Source organism: Enterovibrio norvegicus, assembly GCF_002876705.1.
Taxonomy (GTDB): Bacteria; Pseudomonadota; Gammaproteobacteria; order Enterobacterales; family Vibrionaceae; genus Enterovibrio; species Enterovibrio norvegicus_B.
In genome coordinates this window covers 62,407-79,533 of the sequence record NZ_MDAG01000057.1, presented here as the reverse complement: position 1 = coordinate 79,533, position 17,127 = coordinate 62,407, and the positions used below count along the sequence as shown (strand labels likewise).

15 protein-coding genes and 2 tRNA genes are annotated in these 17,127 nt (G+C 46.5%); 5 read left to right on the top strand and 12 right to left on the bottom strand.

Annotated elements, in window-relative coordinates; translation table 11 throughout:
* Positions 1-100: 100 nt before the first annotated feature.
* Complete coding sequence (locus BCT27_RS19910) at positions 101-1,042, bottom strand: Dyp-type peroxidase (RefSeq protein ID WP_102396559.1); 942 nt, start codon at positions 1,040-1,042, stop codon at positions 101-103.
* 564 nt (positions 1,043-1,606) lie between these two features.
* Between BCT27_RS19910 and BCT27_RS19905 the strand changes: the two genes are divergently transcribed.
* Positions 1,607-2,017: a nuclear transport factor 2 family protein gene (locus BCT27_RS19905; RefSeq protein WP_102319083.1), complete on the top strand. Its 411-nt coding sequence runs from the start codon at positions 1,607-1,609 to the stop codon at positions 2,015-2,017.
* Between the two features lie 65 nt (positions 2,018-2,082).
* On the opposite strand, the gene BCT27_RS19900 is transcribed toward BCT27_RS19905, so the two are convergent.
* From BCT27_RS19900 to BCT27_RS19885, 4 genes are all read right to left on the bottom strand, one after another.
* Entirely contained in the window at positions 2,083-2,970 is an 888-nt protein-coding gene (locus tag BCT27_RS19900) for a LysR family transcriptional regulator (protein WP_241905216.1), read from the bottom strand.
* 244 nt (positions 2,971-3,214) lie between these two features.
* Positions 3,215-3,302 (bottom strand) — tRNA-Ser (locus BCT27_RS19895).
* 142 nt (positions 3,303-3,444) lie between these two features.
* Positions 3,445-4,692: a DEAD/DEAH box helicase gene (locus BCT27_RS19890; protein ID WP_102396558.1), complete on the bottom strand. Its 1,248-nt coding sequence runs from the start codon at positions 4,690-4,692 to the stop codon at positions 3,445-3,447.
* 105 nt (positions 4,693-4,797) lie between these two features.
* Positions 4,798-5,280, bottom strand: a complete 483-nt coding sequence (locus tag BCT27_RS19885; protein WP_017008227.1) for a YehS family protein — start codon at positions 5,278-5,280, stop codon at positions 4,798-4,800.
* Positions 5,281-5,557: 277 nt separating this feature from the next.
* On the opposite strand from BCT27_RS19885, the gene BCT27_RS19880 reads away from it, so the two are divergent.
* Genes BCT27_RS19880 through BCT27_RS19865 form a run of 4 tightly spaced genes read left to right on the top strand, consistent with a single transcriptional unit; the run spans position 5,558 to position 6,981 of the window.
* The gene (locus BCT27_RS19880; RefSeq protein WP_102396557.1) at positions 5,558-5,959 is read left to right on the top strand and encodes a tetratricopeptide repeat protein; all 402 of its coding nucleotides are present in this window, start codon (positions 5,558-5,560) and stop codon (positions 5,957-5,959) included.
* Complete coding sequence (locus BCT27_RS19875; RefSeq protein WP_102319087.1) at positions 5,956-6,156, top strand: hypothetical protein; 201 nt, start codon at positions 5,956-5,958, stop codon at positions 6,154-6,156. Before BCT27_RS19880 ends, BCT27_RS19875 begins: the two co-directional genes overlap by 4 nt.
* Positions 6,157-6,158: 2 nt before the next feature.
* Positions 6,159-6,659 carry a superoxide dismutase, Ni gene (sodN, locus tag BCT27_RS19870; RefSeq protein WP_102319088.1) on the top strand — a complete coding sequence of 167 codons (501 nt, stop codon included), beginning with the start codon at positions 6,159-6,161 and terminating at the stop codon, positions 6,657-6,659.
* A 43-nt stretch (positions 6,660-6,702) separates the two neighbouring features.
* Complete coding sequence (locus tag BCT27_RS19865) at positions 6,703-6,981, top strand: S24/S26 family peptidase (protein ID WP_102391780.1); 279 nt, start codon at positions 6,703-6,705, stop codon at positions 6,979-6,981.
* 73 nt (positions 6,982-7,054) lie between these two features.
* On the opposite strand, the gene BCT27_RS19860 is transcribed toward BCT27_RS19865, so the two are convergent.
* The 7 genes from BCT27_RS19860 to BCT27_RS19835 all read right to left on the bottom strand — a co-directional run bounded on the left by BCT27_RS19860 (position 7,055) and on the right by BCT27_RS19835 (position 16,989).
* Positions 7,055-8,116 carry a toxic anion resistance protein gene (locus BCT27_RS19860; protein ID WP_102391779.1) on the bottom strand — a complete coding sequence of 354 codons (1,062 nt, stop codon included), beginning with the start codon at positions 8,114-8,116 and terminating at the stop codon, positions 7,055-7,057.
* A 15-nt stretch (positions 8,117-8,131) separates the two neighbouring features.
* Positions 8,132-8,836 carry a phospholipase D-like domain-containing protein gene (locus tag BCT27_RS19855; protein WP_102396556.1) on the bottom strand — a complete coding sequence of 235 codons (705 nt, stop codon included), beginning with the start codon at positions 8,834-8,836 and terminating at the stop codon, positions 8,132-8,134.
* Positions 8,837-13,702: a DNA repair ATPase gene (locus BCT27_RS19850; protein WP_102396555.1), complete on the bottom strand. Its 4,866-nt coding sequence runs from the start codon at positions 13,700-13,702 to the stop codon at positions 8,837-8,839.
* A gap of 59 nt (positions 13,703-13,761) precedes the next feature.
* Positions 13,762-15,846, bottom strand: a complete 2,085-nt coding sequence (locus BCT27_RS19845) for a flotillin family protein (protein ID WP_102319093.1) — start codon at positions 15,844-15,846, stop codon at positions 13,762-13,764.
* 24 nt (positions 15,847-15,870) lie between these two features.
* A complete protein-coding gene (locus BCT27_RS19840) occupies positions 15,871-16,455 on the bottom strand; it encodes a DUF1449 domain-containing protein (protein ID WP_241905215.1) in 585 nt (194 codons plus the stop codon).
* Positions 16,456-16,674: 219 nt separating this feature from the next.
* Positions 16,675-16,830, bottom strand: coding sequence for a hypothetical protein (locus BCT27_RS25505; RefSeq protein ID WP_157939243.1), 156 nt, complete (start codon positions 16,828-16,830; stop codon positions 16,675-16,677).
* Between the two features lie 71 nt (positions 16,831-16,901).
* Positions 16,902-16,989: transfer RNA gene (locus BCT27_RS19835), tRNA-Ser, on the bottom strand.
* Between the last annotated feature and the right edge of the window lie 138 nt (positions 16,990-17,127).

Below are 17,127 nucleotides of genomic sequence, written 5' to 3'. Positions count from 1 at the left end.
ACGAAGTCTTTTAGTTAAGTGTCGACTGACATTGTGATGACAATGTCAGCAAACTCACCCGTAGTGAATACCTCTTCATCTAACATGGGTAAAACACTTATCAAGCGTCAAACCGCGCATCAATAAACGACTGTGGCGGAACAAAATAATTCGTCCCGGTTTTTGCTTCCACGTAATCCAACAAACGGTCGTAGTTACCGTCTTCATCCGCAGTGATCATTTGCCTTAACGAGGTTTCAATCAAAGACGCAGTCGCAGCAAACCCAACAAACATGGTGCCGTGTTCAATGGCATTGCCGTAAGGGCGGTTTTGGCGCAACATCTTGACCTCTTCACCGTCAATTTCGACTTTGCTCTTCTCGTTATGCGCCCAAGCCGGCTTTTCCATATCGCTCAATTCAATGTCGTCCATCTTTGTACGACCTATCACTTTCTCTTGATGCTCGGTTGCTTGCTCGTCCCATAACCCCTGACGATCAACATACCGTTGCACGGTGAGATAGCTGCCACCTTGGTAATCTTCATCACTCGCGCCAATGAGCACAGATTCAACACGTTCATCGTCCACAGGATTTTCAGTGCCATCGACAAAATCGATCATGTCACGGTTATCGAGGTACTTGTAACCTTGAATGTCTTCCACTAAATCAGCGATACCTGACAACGCCTTTGCTACGTGCTTAGCCACTTGGAAATTCAAATCAATCCGTTCTGACTTCACCATCAAGAAAACATCGCCCGGTGTTGACGGGAAATGACGCTCACCATTTTGCATTTCAGTGAAGGCGCGCAACTCGGCTGGCGGGTTTACATCAGGAAACAGGCTAGGCCACGCATTCGCAGAAAAACCCATCGTCATGGTTAAATCCGCGGAAGGATCTTTTTGTCGAATGGATTTCTCGATACCAGGCAATTGACGAAGAGCTTCCCCAATCTCATCGAGGTTTAACCATTGGTCTTTTAATGTAAACGTCAGGTATTCGACGTGTGAGGTTGGATTGGTCAGGACACCTGGTTGCGCGAGCATTGCAAGTTCATTCATACATACACCTGTCGTAAGACTCCCTGTTTCAGAATCATAGAGGCGGGAAGGATGCCATCGTCCTTGAATCATCTATGGTCAACAAATACGTTGTTACTGTAGAACAGCTTTTGGTTAGAGGATGAGGGATGCCTGTAACGAATCTGCTTTTCTTTCATCGTTCGCAAAGATGTTACGCCTGATAATCCCAGAAATAAAACAGCGAGCGATCGGTCGCAAAACGAGAAATGGTGCAGGATGACGACGTTGTAAACGATTTACCTGTCAACTATTCGTACCAATCTAGTCTCAATTACCCCCCTTATCACCTTGTCACGCTCGATATATCTTCTACCTCAGTTTATTAGCAAGCGCTTTCATACGCTTACACCTTGCAGATAAAACGCATATACCCAAACAACCTGAAGATGCTCGGTGTTATCCCTTTTTGATGGAGATCACTACATCGGCAAAGGGACGCCTAGATCATAACGTCAGTAAACCTCGCTGAATCCTGCATCTTCAGGTTGTTTGGGTATATAGCGATACAGTCACCCCGTTCATGTTTATTAAGGATGTTAAACAATGAATACCGCGGTAACAGAGAAAGAGAATCGATCGGTTGTTGCTGCTTATTTTGATGCGCTGAAAAGCGGTGATATGACAGGGCTAGCACTGCTGTTTGATAGAAACGCACTTTGGCATCAACCGGGCCGTAACCCTTTCTCGGGAGACAAAGTGGGCTTTGGACGTGTCCTTGCAATGCTTTCACGCATGCAGAATGTCACCAATAATTCCTACGCCATAAAACGTGATGGCTCGCTAATGACGAGCGGCAATCTCGTTTCTGTTCCAGTCCACACAACGGCCTCCAGCGGCAACCTTTCGATTTCAATGAAAGGCACTCACCTTTTCCGCATTGACGGCGGATACATCATGGAAGTCTGGCTATTTTCCGAAGATCAGAAAGCTGAGGATACTTTCTGGTCTGTTTAGTATTGCTACAACCCTCCCTCTTGTGGCAAGAGCCCGATGCGATACCGCATGGGCTTTTTTTTTACTCAGATCTTGTCGCGACTTTCCAACAGGTAATCAATAAATAGCCGTAAACGCATGGGAATATGCTGGCGGCTTGGGTACAACAAGTAACACGTTAAACTGTCGCCATGCCACTCAGGTAAGACAGGCACGACCTTTCCTTCCTTTAAAAGATGCTGAACATTTTGATAAATCAAACAGCCCAGTCCCCGTCCAGCCACCACCAACTCATTGAGCATGCTAGGTGAATTTACAATGTCGTAGCGACTAGGTTGAAACCTCAAGGTCTCGTCACCTTTCATCACATTAACGGTACGATTTGGCATTAACTGCTCAAGCACAATCCAACGACAAAACTCTAGATTTTGCTCAGTGATAGGCTCTAAAAGTGTGTCGAGATATTCCGGTGAGGCGTAGATGGCGAGTTGATCATCAAAGACAGGTCGCGCGACAAAATCTTGCTCATTGACGCGAGAAACGCGAATGGCCAAATCTATTTGGTTTTCGATCAGGTCAATCTTTTGATCTGTCATGACCAAATCAAAGGTGATATCAGGATATTGCAGGGTGAAGGCTTCTAACTTGGGCGCGAGCCAAGATTTCATGATGTCCAGCGTTGCCGTTACACGGATCGGCCCTTTGGGTTTATCTCGCGTCAGCACATCATCAATATCGATCAACGACGACAGTACCGATTCCGCTAAAGGCAGTAAACGCGCACCATCTTGGGTGAGGGAAACACTGCGGGTGGTCCTTTGAATAAGCCGAACTGACAAACTTTCTTCCAGCTTTTGAATCTGTGCGCTCACTGCAGGACGGCTAATACCGAGCAACTTCCCCGCTCGGCTAAAATTGCCTGTTTTGACCACAGCAGCAAACACCGCCATGGGTTTTAGTCGTGATAACTGCATGTCTATCCTTAGAACATCACACTACTCAGGAGAATTCACTCATCTCTACCAACTATAGAGGCATTGACGATAACATGCGGGAAATTAACGAATTTCGTGACTTTTTGATATGCCAGAAACGAGAAAACCCGAGCATCTCTGCTCGGGCTTCAAATATGGCGGTGAGTGAGAGATTACTCGTCACTGCGTTTTTCATAAGCCAGAAACGAAAAAACCCCAGCATTTCTGCTGGGGCTTTAGAATGTGGCGGTGAGTGAGAGATTCGAACTCTCGATACGTTGCCGTATACACACTTTCCAGGCGTGCTCCTTCAGCCACTCGGACAACTCACCTAATTTTCATCAAGCCGAATGCGATGCAGTTCGTCTCAACGGGGCGCTACTATAATGATTTCCCCATGCAGGGTCAATGCTTTAAGCCGTAATCTCGGTTTACTCGCTCAGCATTTGAGCACCCCATCAGAGAGTGGTGAAATCAGCGACGCGCTGGCTTACTCTTGAACTGCTTAATACTGCTTTTCTGAGAAGTGCGGCGGTTGGCTTGCTTATCACGGGGGGTGCGTTTACTGCTACCCGTCGATGGCTTGTCCGTAACGGGAAACGCTTCCAGTTCTTGTAAAGGCAACTCGCGCTTGATCATGTTGCGAATGGCTTGCAGGTAATCCGTCTCGGTATGACAAACCAGTGTGATAGCAAGACCTTGCTCCCCAGCCCTTGCTGTACGGCCAACGCGGTGAACATAGACAGCAGGACTCAATGGCACATCGAAGTTAATCACAACGGGCAAGTGGTCAATATGTATGCCGCGCGCCAATAGATCAGTGGCTATCAGCACTTGTACCTGTTTGTCTTTGAAAGCAGCAAGCGTTTGTTCGCGCTCGGATTGTGCTTTATCACCGTGTAATGCAGCAGAGGTAATCCCCGCTTTGTTCAGCTTTTTACAAAGAGCATCGGCATTGTCACGCGCACTGATAAACACCAATACTTGCGGCCATTCGTGTTGTTTAATTTGGTCTATCAACACATTGGCTTTGCTGCCTTTGTTTACCAGATACAAACGCTCTTCAATCTGCTTTACCATGCTGTTTGTCGCACTAGCAAAAATGGTTGCAGGGCTGTTTAGTAACCCTTCCATTGATGCTTCTAACTCTTCTGGCAAGGTTGCTGAGAACAACATCATTTGGCGTGATGTGGGTATCGCCGCCAAGATGTTTTCAACATCTGGCCAAAACCCCATATCAACCAGTCTATCCGCCTCATCGAGCACAACACTGTCAATCGTCGATGTTTCAATGGCCCCTTCTTTTAACAACTCTTTCAACCGGCCTGGCGTTGCAATAACAACTTCTGGCTTCAATAAAAGGCGTTCAATTTGCGATTCTTTCTCTATGCCACCGCATACCACAACGGTAGAGAGATTTAATGCAGTCGCAATCGGCGTAAGCGCTTCATTGACCTGTGCAGCTAGCTCACGAGTTGGCACCAAAACCAGCTTACAAACATGCGATGCCGTCGCTTGGGCGCCATCGAGCAGCGGTAAGCCGTATGCCAAGGTTTTTCCGCTGCCTGTTTGCGCTATCGCAAGTACATCCTTGCGGGCGCTGATTGCAGGGATCGCGAGTGATTGAATCGACGTAGGTGCTTGGCATTGCACAGGCAGAGCTGCAACAAGAGCAGGCGACAAAGGCAACGTTGAAAAGGTGTTAGGCGTAGAGAGCGACATCGTGCACATCACTTATTTGGAGTAATCGGAACGCGGGGAATGTAGGAGCAAAACACGAGCAACTCTCGTCGTCAAAGAATGACGGAAAGCTGCTCGCGAATTAAATTATGCGTCGATGTCTTGCGTGTCTTCAGGACGAAGTTTACGTTGAACACCCATCAGGAAGTTACGCAGGATTTGGTCTTTACACTCACGGTAGTGTTTGTTATCCGCTTTGCGTGAGAACGCGCTCAGTTCGTGCTTGCTCAAGCGGAACTCCATCAGCTCTAGCGTTTCGATCACATCTTCTGCTTTCATGTTCAGTGCGATGCGCAGCTTCATGAAAATCATGTTGTTGTTCAAACGCTTCTCAGGCTCAGGCTGTTCGCCTTCACGCTTGCCACGTTTCGTGTTGATCAAACCATTCAGGAAAATCGCTAATTCGGTATCTGTTGCTTTAACAAAAGCTGCATCATCATCCTTGCGAAGCCAGTTAACCACTTGCTCTTGAGTCACAGCGTGATCAGCAGCAGCGAAAATTTCTACCATCGACTGATCTTTAAAGTCAAAGGTATAACGGATACGGCGGAGAATGTCGTTATTAGTCAAAATAATTCCTAGTGTTAGGTTTGATCTAGCCTTTCAGTGCAACCACTGACGGCAAAAATAAAAGCGCGCAACTTTAGCATAATGCCCTCTGCGTACCAATGATTTCTTGTTCTCACGCAGCGGCCTGCGGTTATCCACTCTTTATTCTTACACCAACTCAACATAAACATCCGATCCACTCTTGCAATAAATACAAAATCTTCGATGAGAGGGCTTTACTTTTCATTGATACGATCAATAATGATAATCATTACTATTCGCATAACGGTAAATGAGAATGGATTGGAAAACCTACGTGACACACGGAAATAGATGTTTTCACAACAAACACTGGGTTGATGCAGAGCGGCATTATGGCCTCGCATTACATGCAGTGGAGAAGGAAGAACCTGTCACACATCAAAATGGCGACATCCTTTTTGCTTGGCTTGCCTGCCACCATAACCTGGCCACCTTATTCCAATCCCAAAGCAAGCACTCAGAAGCGCGTTTCTATTTAGATACCCCTCTTGAGATCCTCGAAAAGACGCTTGGTAAGACACCCCCAGATGATCCCTTTTTTATTTCGCTGCTGCGCGCCTACCAAACGGGATTAAACACGCTGTGCTTATTCGAAAAAGCCATGAATTCAACAGTAGCGTCAACCGCTACATCGCAAACAAAGGAGAACGTGAAATGACTCAACGCTTGGCATTATTTGCATTCCTATTAACAACAAGCCCAATGTTGATGGCGCATGCAGGCCATGACCATGGACATTGGTCAGCCTCCCTTATTCATCTTTTATGGGCGCTACCTGTTATTGTCGCAGGGGCAATTGCATTTTGGGGGTTACGCCGTATACGTCATCAAAAGCATCATCAACAAGGAGAGTAAGCATGCTATACGCCCTATTAAATAAGCTCGACCAAAGAACAGCGTTTACTCGCGCATCTGCACATTGCGATATTCCTTGTAAAATTTATGACCCTTCCCATGCACAAATCGCAGCACTTACAATCATAAGAATGTTGGACTTGATTGAAGAATTACCAACCTCGGCATTGTCCCAAAATCAGCAAGCACGTTTCGTTCGTTTGGTGCAGCAAAAGGAAGAACATGGCAGCAAAGTAAAAGAAGATATTCGTGTCATTTGGGGGGATTATTTCAAGCAACCACAATTCGATACGTTCCCTGAAATTCACACGCTTACGCATGACATCATGATGCTGGCTTCAAAGGCGAAACAAGAAATTGATCGTGATGCAGCACTGGCGCTTTTAGACAAAGTGAACCGCTTTGCAGATATATTCTGGCAGAGCAAAGCCGTACCCACTTATGTCGCAACGTGCCCGTACCCACCAGCACTTCCTGTCATTTACCCAGATTTGAAGCCATAAACCCATGCTCGGATTACGACTCTTTCGGATTGAGGGACATTCTATGTTCCCTCTCTATAAATCGTCTGACTTTGTGATAACCGTGCGTGAACCATCATGGTGGAGAAAGCAAACCGGCACAGCTTATGCGTTTACCCACCCTATTTTTGGATGTGTCATCAAAACACTTAAGCAAAGCGATGAACATGGCCAATATTGGTTTCGAGGCGCAAACCCATCCAGTGTCAGCAGCCGAACACTCGGCGCTATTGATCCAGCAATGCCGCTTTATCGGGTGTTGTTTAAAATCAGTAAACCCACGAAGTCGTTGACGGCGTCATGAACCTTGCACGCTCTTCTCCAAAAACCAAAAAGCCCCAGTATCTCTACTAGGGCTTTCGATATTTCACTTCACATCAAGACAAGGTCTGCTCTAACGCTTTTTTAAGCTCCAGTTCTGCCTTCTCAATCACTTGTTGTGCATGCTCTCGCTGGGCTCTACCCTCTTTGACACGAGACAAGGTGTTATTCAGCGTTTCAATGGTCAGTTGGTTCACCGTTTCCAATGAATCTAGATCCAGAATACCACGCTGATAGTTTTCTGCGATTTGCTCTTCCAACGCCTTTAGCTTCTCTGCATTCTGCACGTACTGCTTGTTGGTATAGTCTTTCACTGCACGCGTGACTTTCAGTGCTTTCTCTTTTTCGTAATTGGAAATCGCAATCAAGAACTGGCGTTTCCAAAGTGGGAAGGTGTTGTGCACGATATCTTGAATATCCTCCATCAACATTTTATTGCCTTCCTGCGAGAGGCGAATTTGAGGCGCAGTTTGAATAGCAGCAAGACGCGTCAACTCAAGGTTGTGAACACGCTTTTCAAGACGTGCAATCGCTTGAGATGCATCACGGTATTTCTGCGCATCGAGTGCATCACCACTTTGTTCAGATTGCGAGAGCAAATCAGGCAATACGTTCTGCGTGAGCTCGTTCAGTTTGTACTTACCTGCCGCGATGTACTGATCTAACCCGCTGAGCAATTCCAAGTTGTGGTCATAGAGCGTATCAAGCTGTGAAATGTCATGTGCAAGCTTCACTTCCTGCGCTTCCAAACTGCCAGATAATTGCTCTAACTGACCTTTGACAGAGTCAAAGCTTGCTGAGAACTTTTTAAAAGAATCAAAAAGCTCACCAATCAATGGAAGTCGCGATAGCAGACTCTTCTTACCAAGGTTGTCGAACTCAGCACCGTCCATCGACGACACCATGGCGTGCAGAATATCCCCAGCTTCTCCGCTGTCGCGAACACGCACTTGCTCCAATACTTCATCAGAGAATGCAGTGATTTTTTCTAGCGCATCTTTACCAAACGTAATGGTGGCAACGGTATCAAACGCATCAAACTGTTCAGCCAACGCGACGATTTGAGGCGTCACCTCAACATCCAGTACCTGATTCTGAGGATTCGTCAATTCAGTCATCGGATCTCCCTGTCTTTATGACGGCTTATGGCAGGGAAATTTCTGCCACAGCGTTTCAAACTGTATTGAGAACGCAGAGACAAACCTGCGATCATCGGTAAGCGTAATATCTTCTTGATTATATTTGGAGGCACTGCGCGTCCAATTAAAGCTGCCATTGAGCAGTCTTTGTTCGTCAAATATCGCAAACTTATGGTGCATATGGTACTGAGTCGTATCAATTTTGACGGCAACACCTTGTTCTGCGAGGTATTCAACATCGCTGCCTCTGTCGTTCATTTTATCGTTATCCGTCACGATGCGAACCTTAATCCCGCGCTTGTGCGCATCAAGGATCTGTTTGGTCAAATCATTGTCGGCAATCGTGAAAACGCAAATATCAATGGAATGACGTGCAAGTTTTAATTGCTCGGTAATGCCCGCAGCACAGGTTCTTCCTGGTGAAAACCAGCTCGATGCGATTTCCGCTGAACTCGCGCTCATGATGTTATCAAGCACTTTCACAACCCGCTCTAACCAACGCACCAGAGCTGTCGCATCGCCTTGGTTTGCGATTTCTTTCTGCACCAATTTGAAGCTCAGATTACGCAGATATGAGCGATCTTCATCGCTTAACACCGATTCTGCGAGTTCCGCTTGAAGTTCGCGACGCTCATTGTCATCAAGGCGGTAATCTTCAATCGACGCTTCCAGCCACGCTGCCCATTTTTGTCGGTTCATTTAGTTGCCTCCCTGGCTGTTACCACCAAAACGGGCAACATATTGATTAAGCATGGCGAGCTGTTGTACTACCTGCCCTGCACGATCTTCGGAATCACCCATCATTTGTTGGCGTTGATATCCGTCTGTAATTTCTTGCCAACGCCCCTGCTGCTCTGGCGTCATGTCACCGCGTAACGCCGCAAGTTTAAGCAAGTTTTCTTCTGTGCCTGCAGCCAAAGTCTGAGCTTCGCCTTGATAGTGGTCTTGCAGCATGGTGTTGAGTTCATCGTCGGTCATCACTGACGAGATTTTTTCCGCCAGTTTGTTCATATTCCGATAAGACCCTTGAAGCTTAAACGGTGGTTCTACACGATACTGGTCCGCTGTGGCGGCAGATTTAATGTATTGCTGGTTCACCTTGAGCACGGTTTGCTGCGCTATCATCATTTTTTGAAGCGTTGAGACAATCTCATTGGATTCAGTCGCCGAATACGAATGGCTCATGTCACTCAGGGCAATGCTCTCCCCTTCCGCCATACGAACAAAGCGGTACAGGTCATTCAAGTCTCTGGTCGCTAGCGGTGCCAGCACAGAATTCGACGTCAGAGAGTTCTCAATGAAGCTGAGTTCGAATGCCTGCTTTTGATCCGACAGCATGTCGCCAAGGTTGTAGATATCGGCACGGTTCGACAACATATCCGGAATACGGAACGCTTCACCGGTTTCGGTATACGGGTTACCCGCCATCACAACAGCGAATTTCTTGCCACGCATGTCATAGGTTTTGGTTTTGCCTTTCCATGTACCCTCAATGCGACGTGTTCCATCACACAGTGAAATGAATTTCTGAAGGAACTCTGGGTGGGTATGCTGGATATCATCAAGATACAAGAGCACGTTGTTGCCCATTTCAAAGGCGAGGTTAATCTTTTCGATTTCGCGCGCGGCGTTTTGATCAGGCGCATCAGCAGGATCGAGTGACGTGGCTTGGTGCCCAATGGACGGACCATTGATCTTCATGAACACGAGGCCCAACTTGTGCGCCACGTATTCGATCAAGGTCGTTTTACCGTACCCCGGTGGAGAAATCAGCAGCAGCATCCCCATCAAATCGGTGCGTTTCTTATCACCCATTGTGCCCATCTGCTTCGCAAAGTTATCGCCAATCAATGGCAGATAGCTTTCGCTGATAAGCTTATTTCGAACAAAAGATGTAAGAGGACGAGGTTTAAATTCCCCGAGTCGGAAATCATCTTTTGCTGTATTGAGTAATTCCGTACGTTGATTGAGGTACGCATCAAACTGGGGAACAACCACACTTCGGTGATATTCATTGCGCTGAATGAAGTCATCCAATATGAGCGTTAAATGGCCTTTTTCAATCCGTTCATGCTCACCAAGTAAGCCTTCAACGTCTGATAGCAGGGAGAAATCAACACTGCCAATCGTGAAACTAGAACAGGACTTCAACACGGCAATGGTTGCTGCTTCGACAACAAACGCCTCACCATACTTTTTACGTGATGTATAAGCGGCTAACCACTGTTTGTGATCAGCAAACGCTGCTTCAATCGCTTCATCAGCTTGATGCCAACCCAGACTGCGACGGAACTGAAGATAGTCTTCACAAAGCGTTAGAGCATCCTGACTGACATCAATGTTGAGTTCACTCTGACCCAGTAAGTTAACCAAATACTCAGCCGCATCGCTCGCCTGCTCAGTATCTAACAATGCCACCAGCTGTGTTTGTAACTGTTGGTAGGCTTCTACTGAATTTAAGTGCTCACGCAACAACTGCGCATTGCTAGCTTGTTGGCGATACTCTTCAATAGTTTGGGTGTTTTGAGCGAGTAACCAGAGCAACGCAGAAGAGCGAGCAGACTGGCTAAATCGTAGCAACCCTGCTTGCTGGTATATCGGCAATATTTTATCCAAAATACGGATGGCATCATTGTCGTGAATACCTTTCACGTAACCTTCTTTATAGCGAGGCGCGGCAAATTTTTGCACACACTCACTCAACGTCCCTTCTTTTTGATCGGCATAGAGCTTGTCGAGGCTCAATCCATCCGTATTGAGTTCGGCACCATGCAGGATCAAGTACGCCAAATACTCAGCGCGATAAACCTCATCACTTTCTGACGCTACGTCCAAACGCGACATTGATTGAAGCGCTAGAAACGTTTCATCGTCAACGGATTGGTAGAAATCTGTACCAGAAATATGCGTAGACAGCGTGCCACCATGATCAACAAGGCTGAGATCGAGCGGCTGTTGGTTCACACTAAAACGGTGCTTGCCAAGGCGAAGGACTTTGCCGCCTTGTTCAAAAATGTCCTGATTATCACGAAGCGAGCGTAATGACTGATCTTGCAGTGATTTGATTTTTGAATCGACACTGTCAGCTTTCACACTGTCACCCAACTCTCGAATCGTTGTCGACAGTTGATGCAGCTTCAACACCATAGCATCCGTGGCAAAGTAGCTGTTGAGCCCAGCCACATCATCAAAGCGTTCTACGCGTTTTTCGATGCTAGACATGGTGACGTTAGCAGCTTGAAGCAAATTTTGAACACGACGTTGTTGCCCAGCAATCAATTGCTGTTTGTGGTTGTCCAATGTCGATTGGATTTCATCGCGCTTCGCATAAATCTCGGCGAGAAACTGGTCAAAATCTGCGAAGCGAGACTCTAGCTTATCTAACTGCCCAACCAATTTTGCCAGCTGATTGTCACAGTCGTCAGGGCTTGTCGCTTGCTCCATCGCACTGCTAACGGATTGGCTAAGCAGCTTAAATTGCGCACTGAACTCAGCTTGCGCTTCTTCACTTTGAAGGCCTTTAGACTTGCCGCGAAGTTTCGCTGACACGGTATTGAGCATTGACGACACTTCCGTCGTTAAATCCAAAATCCGTGTCGCTTGTGTCGGGTCATCCGTTTCAATATCCGTGACTTCTTCCGTCACCAATTGAAGCTCGCTTCTTAGCGTTTCAACCTGCTCTTGTAACGTTTGAATCTCTGCGGTTTTATCGACTTTTTCAAGCTGCGCTTCAATGGTCTGTATTTGCTTTTTAAATGGCAGATAGGCTTTTTCCTCCTGCAACAAATTCAGCAACTGAAGGTTCAGGTTTTCCCGCTGTTCCTGAAGGGTTTCCAATAGCGCATCAACACGCACTTCATCAATGTAGTGCTGTTGGCGCAATGCCATCACAGCCCCTACTTGCCCTTTCACTTCTGAAAGCAAGGTAAGTAATGTGTTGGCTTGTTCTTTCGGCGCGAGCTTAATCTTGCCGATCAGATCAGAAACAATGCGATGCTGATCCTCAATGCTTTGTGCTGCATGACTTTGAAGCTGTTGAACCTTGGCAAACTCATCAATGATTTTGTCTGCAGTGCCCATCAACTCGCTAATGGCTGCACCCATCCCTAACGCGTATTCATGCCCAAGCCACGTATAGTGATCAAGCGTTGACTGGCATTGCTTGAGCAATATTTCAAACGCAGCCTGTGTCACTTCTTCAGTTTGTGCCAATTGGCAAATTGACAACACGGAAGACAAGGCTCGAACCAACTCGGTGTTCCCAAGATTAAAGAGTGGGCTACTGCCATCACCTTTTGCATTCTCGATAGCGTAGTGCTCTGGCGTTGAAAACGGTGTATCCCAAATACGCAAAGGGTGGATAGTGGAGGCTTCCGCATTTTCAGACAATTGGAAAACAAGGAAGCGTCCATCAGGATAAAGGCTGTAACCATGGCTTTCCATGGGTGCTTCGAACTTCTTCTCAATCAAGTTGTAGGTGAAGGCAATGTAGTAACCATCCACTGCATTGAAGAAGAAATACAGAATGTCTTCACCGTTGGGTGAAATGACTTTCTGAAAAAACTTGAGATTATTGGCTGGAAAATCAAATTGTTTACTTTCACCATTGGCAAGCACATAGCCGTTGGCATAAAGCACACCATGATCTTCGGGCAACGCTTTCGCGCTTTCACGCATTGCATCTGCCCGCGTCACAGATTGGTTCAGCGGGTTGTAGAGAAAGTAACGGCTATGCTTTTCGCGGTTTGGTTTCACACGAAGCGCAATCAAATCACCGATAAAGGCATAATCGATTTGCGCATCAGCAATACTCTGATGCGCATCTTCTACGTCTTCGCGATAAATGCCTTTTCCTTCCGAGGTGTTGTCTTCAACCTTAATGGTCAAATCTCCACCCACACATTCCACGAAAAGTTTATCTCTGATAGACACATGCGGGTGCTCACCCAACACATGATCTTCACGCGTCGTGGCAATCCAATCAAAATCATGCTGAGTCGCACTCTCGAGTGGCGCATGACCGTAAGAATCCATGTACTCAGCGGAATTGGCATTCAATTGGAAGCGAAACACCTTACGGTCTTCGGGTCGGCTACCAATTTGAAACGCGATATAAAGCACACTTTCCTGACGCGAGATTTGAGACAAACGCGCATCGCGGTAATAGGTAAACAGTTCGGTGAACTCGTGCACAAAGCGCGCATCATTCAAAAAGCTGTTTTCTAGGGATAGAGATTCAACACGAAACGTGCCTTCATTTTCATGAAGCTGATAAAGGCCAAACACATCATCCAATGATGGCGCCGCCTTCATACCCACCTGAACATGGTAACCGAACAAAAGTTGTTGGTTTACCTGCGCCATGTCAATGGGAATACACTTGGCATCCGTTTGCACGTTGGCTTTGCCAATCAGCGTGAGCTCTTGGCCGCCAAACACGTCCTGACGTTGATGATTGAAAGACTGGGAAAGGGTTTTTAGCTGATTACCTTGTTGGGACAGGCGGGATTTGAGAACCTCATACGCTCCACCTTCACTCACAGCTTGTTGAGTCGTCTCTGACATAATAATACCTATCAATCCCGCTTCAAAAGAAGCGGGATTCTGCGAGAAGAAATGAAGGGTTATTTATCGTCTGATGATGACTGCATAGAACTCTGAATTTTCTTCAATAGCTCCGTTGCACCACCTTGAGAGTTCAACAAGCTTGCTAACGCAACATTGCTCAAATCACTGCTTTTCAGTTCTGTGTTTTCCAAAATAGCTTTCAAATCTTCTGGTAGGCTTCGGTTTCCATCCACATACTCAGACACCAATGGATTCAGCACTTTTGATTGCTCAAACTTGGCATCAATCGCGGAGGCATCCATGATAGTGCGACGAATTTGCTCCATCCCTTCACCACCGAACAGACGGATATCGGCTTTAGACAGCGCTTCAGCCAGTGCTTTCGCGTTTTCACTGACCACGGTTTTCTGTGCATCAATACGCGCGATTTCCAAGTCTTTGTCTTGTTGGAGTTGCATCACCCACTTATCGTGATCGCGTGTATGCTCATCGTATTGTTGCGCCGCTTCAAAGCGTGCTGTTTGTGATTCAGCTTCTGCCAAGCCTTTGGCACGAAGTGCCTGGGCTTCTGCTTCGCCTGCACTTTGCATAGCAAAGGCTTCCGCTTCGCCGGTTTCCTTGATGGCTTGAGCACGCTCACGGTCCACTTCCACTTCAGCAAGACCCGTTGCGCTGATCATTTCTTTCTCAGCATGCGCCATACGTTCTTTGGCTGCAGCCTCACGTTCTTTCGCCACATAACCCGCTTCTGCACGCTTGGTCGTGACGATATGCTCCGCTTCCGCTTCACGTGTCTTCACCGCCAAATCATTTTCCGCATCACGGGTTTTCACTTTAAGTTCGGCTTCATTTTCAATCAGCAAACGCTCTGCACGTTCTTTTGCTGCATCTTTCTCAGCACGGGCGCCAACGAGCAATTCAAGCTGTGCCGCTTCTGCTGCCGCCTCTGCTTCTATCATCTTCACGCGTTTTTCACGACCCACACGCTCATTAACACGTAAATTCTCGGTCTCTTCTTCTTCGCGTGCAATTTTACGTTCAATCTCAACACGTTGAGAGCGTGTTTCAGAAACGGCTTTAAGCGCTTCTTCCACAGTGGTCTCTTTGTGCATTTCACGCTCGACCACTTCCGTCGCCGTGCGAACTTTTTCCGTTTCGACAGAACGCGTCAGTTCTTCTTGTTGAATAGCCACTTGGCGTTGATTAGCAATACGGGTCATTTCGACTTCCATTTCCACGCTCTCACGTTTCTTGGACACTTCTTCTTCCGTCTCTAACTTCGCCAACTCAGTCACACGCAGGTATTCTTGTTGCTTCTCTGCCGCCAGCGCCTCTTCTTGTGCCTTAATGATGTCCACTTCACGCTGAATACGCGCAATGCTCTCTTTTTCTTGTTTGTCTAACTGCAGACGGTTCGCTTCCGCTTCAACGTTTTTCTTCTTCATCGTTGTGCGTTCGTCTTGACGGATAGCATTCGTTTCGGTGTTCTTTTGAGCAGTAATTGCCGAGATTTTACGAATACCTTCAACATCAAGAATGTTGTCTGGGCTGTGAGCATCTAGTGCGGTTTGATCAACCTTATCAATAACCACATCGTAGATTTTAAAACCATCCATTTCGCTGCCAATAACTTCAACAACGGCATCGCGGAATGCGCGGCGATTCGTCAATAATTCTTCGAACTCAAACTGTTTCACAGCCGTTTTTAACGCTTCCGAGAATTTAGGTTGGAAGTGTTCTTTCAAACGATCAAGATTCGATGCTTCATGTGCAGTAAACAGCTTTGCAACACGAACAATGTCTTCTTCTTCATGGTTTACGCCGATATAAAAATCGACTTTCAAATCCGCGCGAATGTTATCTCGACAGTGAAGTCCTTCATATTCCTCACCTTCCTGATCTTTACGGCCGCTGCGTACAACAGAGATTTTCTTGCGCGTAATGTCCATGTATTCGAATCGGTTAACAATCGGCCACACAAACGTACCGGTTAACGAAGCACGTGTACGATGAAGTCCGTTCACAATAAGTGCGTCACCCTCACCACGTACTTTTTTATAACGAGAGGTGAGAAAAACCATGACGATAAGGAAAACGCTGATGCCAATGCCGATAAAAATGATGCTAGGGGAAATTTCCATTTCCAACTCCTGATTTGTAGTCCGTTATGCTTTCGCTACCACGTAGCGATTTGAAGTGTCATCCTTATAAACGATGACCACTTCTTCTCCGTATTGAATCGTGCTGTCGCCCTGAAGCATGGCATCAAGCAAAAACTCATTGCCCTGATGCAACACGACGACCTCCCCTCTGTCTTTGTTAACGACATTGCTGTGAACCCGCGCTTTCAAGCCAACATAATCAACCTCAGCGAACGCTTTTTTATGGTCGAACAATGGCGCGAGTGGCTTTAACAACAACGCAGATATTGCAAGAGAGAGGTAAGCAACGATTGGGATTGATACGAGATCAATCAAAAGGTTTGTAACACCTGAAAACAGGTTGTTATTAACTTGCGCGGAGTAGAACGATATGACGGTTGCGATAAAGCACGATACGCACAACGCAACCATAAGAGGGACTTTGGATAACACCTGAGGCAATAACAACCCTGCGCCAGGAATATTATCAAGGTCAAAAATGTCGAGATCAGCCGTGAAGCCTTCCACCACATTAAAAACCAGATCTACGAGCATAATGAGGAAAAACACTACAAACGGAATGAAAAATACGCTTGTAGGAAATGCCATCAGCATACCCAGGAACTCACCAACTGCCATATAACGTTACTCTAAACAAAGTTTTATATTTTATCGTTGTTTTGATGTCTAAACTTTTTACAACGGTATCCAGACTAACTGAGAATGCTCAGGTTTAAACCCATGAGACAGGCTTATATGATTGGGTTCAAAGAAATAATTCGGGAAATTCTTATACAAGACAGAGGCTCGGGCTTACAGCCAGTGCATCTAAAGTGAGACAGCAATGAGGGTGTTATACGCTGTTGCAGTGATGGGGGTCGCGTTTAACGTCAGTGATACGCTAGAAACAAACAAGCCCAGCTTTTCTTCTAGAGCTTGGAATGGCAGCACAGAAGAGATTACGCGCCTCTCTTTAGCCTTCATCTTGCTGTTTCCTGTTTTTTTCATATGCCAGAAACGAGAAAACCCGAGCATTTCTGCTCGGGTTTCAAATTTGGCGGTGAGTGAGAGATTCGAACTCTCGATACGTTGCCGTATACACACTTTCCAGGCGTGCTCCTTCAGCCACTCGGACAACTCACCGTTTTGTTGTTGAGTGCTTGTCTCAACGAGGCCGTACTATATAGGGCTGGTATATAAAGTCAATTCTTTCACAGGCTCTCAGTGACTGTTCGATGAAAATACCGCCAACTCACCGGATAAATTGCAATAATGACGCCC

What these genes read in the sequence shown, in the direction of transcription:
- BCT27_RS19910 (WP_102396559.1), bottom strand. Translation starts at nt 1,042, where the DNA reads ATGAATGAACTTGCAATGCTCGCGCAACCAGGTGTCCTGACCAATCCA.
- BCT27_RS19905 (WP_102319083.1), top strand. Translation starts at nt 1,607, where the DNA reads ATGAATACCGCGGTAACAGAGAAAGAGAATCGATCGGTTGTTGCTGCT.
- BCT27_RS19900 (WP_241905216.1), bottom strand. Translation starts at nt 2,970, where the DNA reads ATGCAGTTATCACGACTAAAACCCATGGCGGTGTTTGCTGCTGTGGTC.
- BCT27_RS19890 (WP_102396558.1), bottom strand. Translation starts at nt 4,692, where the DNA reads ATGTCGCTCTCTACGCCTAACACCTTTTCAACGTTGCCTTTGTCGCCT.
- BCT27_RS19880 (WP_102396557.1), top strand. Translation starts at nt 5,558, where the DNA reads ATGGATTGGAAAACCTACGTGACACACGGAAATAGATGTTTTCACAAC.
- BCT27_RS19875 (WP_102319087.1), top strand. Translation starts at nt 5,956, where the DNA reads ATGACTCAACGCTTGGCATTATTTGCATTCCTATTAACAACAAGCCCA.
- sodN (WP_102319088.1), top strand. Translation starts at nt 6,159, where the DNA reads ATGCTATACGCCCTATTAAATAAGCTCGACCAAAGAACAGCGTTTACT.
- BCT27_RS19865 (WP_102391780.1), top strand. Translation starts at nt 6,703, where the DNA reads ATGTTCCCTCTCTATAAATCGTCTGACTTTGTGATAACCGTGCGTGAA.
- BCT27_RS19860 (WP_102391779.1), bottom strand. Translation starts at nt 8,116, where the DNA reads ATGACTGAATTGACGAATCCTCAGAATCAGGTACTGGATGTTGAGGTG.
- BCT27_RS19855 (WP_102396556.1), bottom strand. Translation starts at nt 8,836, where the DNA reads ATGAACCGACAAAAATGGGCAGCGTGGCTGGAAGCGTCGATTGAAGAT.
- BCT27_RS19850 (WP_102396555.1), bottom strand. Translation starts at nt 13,702, where the DNA reads ATGTCAGAGACGACTCAACAAGCTGTGAGTGAAGGTGGAGCGTATGAG.
- BCT27_RS19845 (WP_102319093.1), bottom strand. Translation starts at nt 15,846, where the DNA reads ATGGAAATTTCCCCTAGCATCATTTTTATCGGCATTGGCATCAGCGTT.
- BCT27_RS19840 (WP_241905215.1), bottom strand. Translation starts at nt 16,455, where the DNA reads ATGGCATTTCCTACAAGCGTATTTTTCATTCCGTTTGTAGTGTTTTTC.
- BCT27_RS25505 (WP_157939243.1), bottom strand. Translation starts at nt 16,830, where the DNA reads ATGAAGGCTAAAGAGAGGCGCGTAATCTCTTCTGTGCTGCCATTCCAA.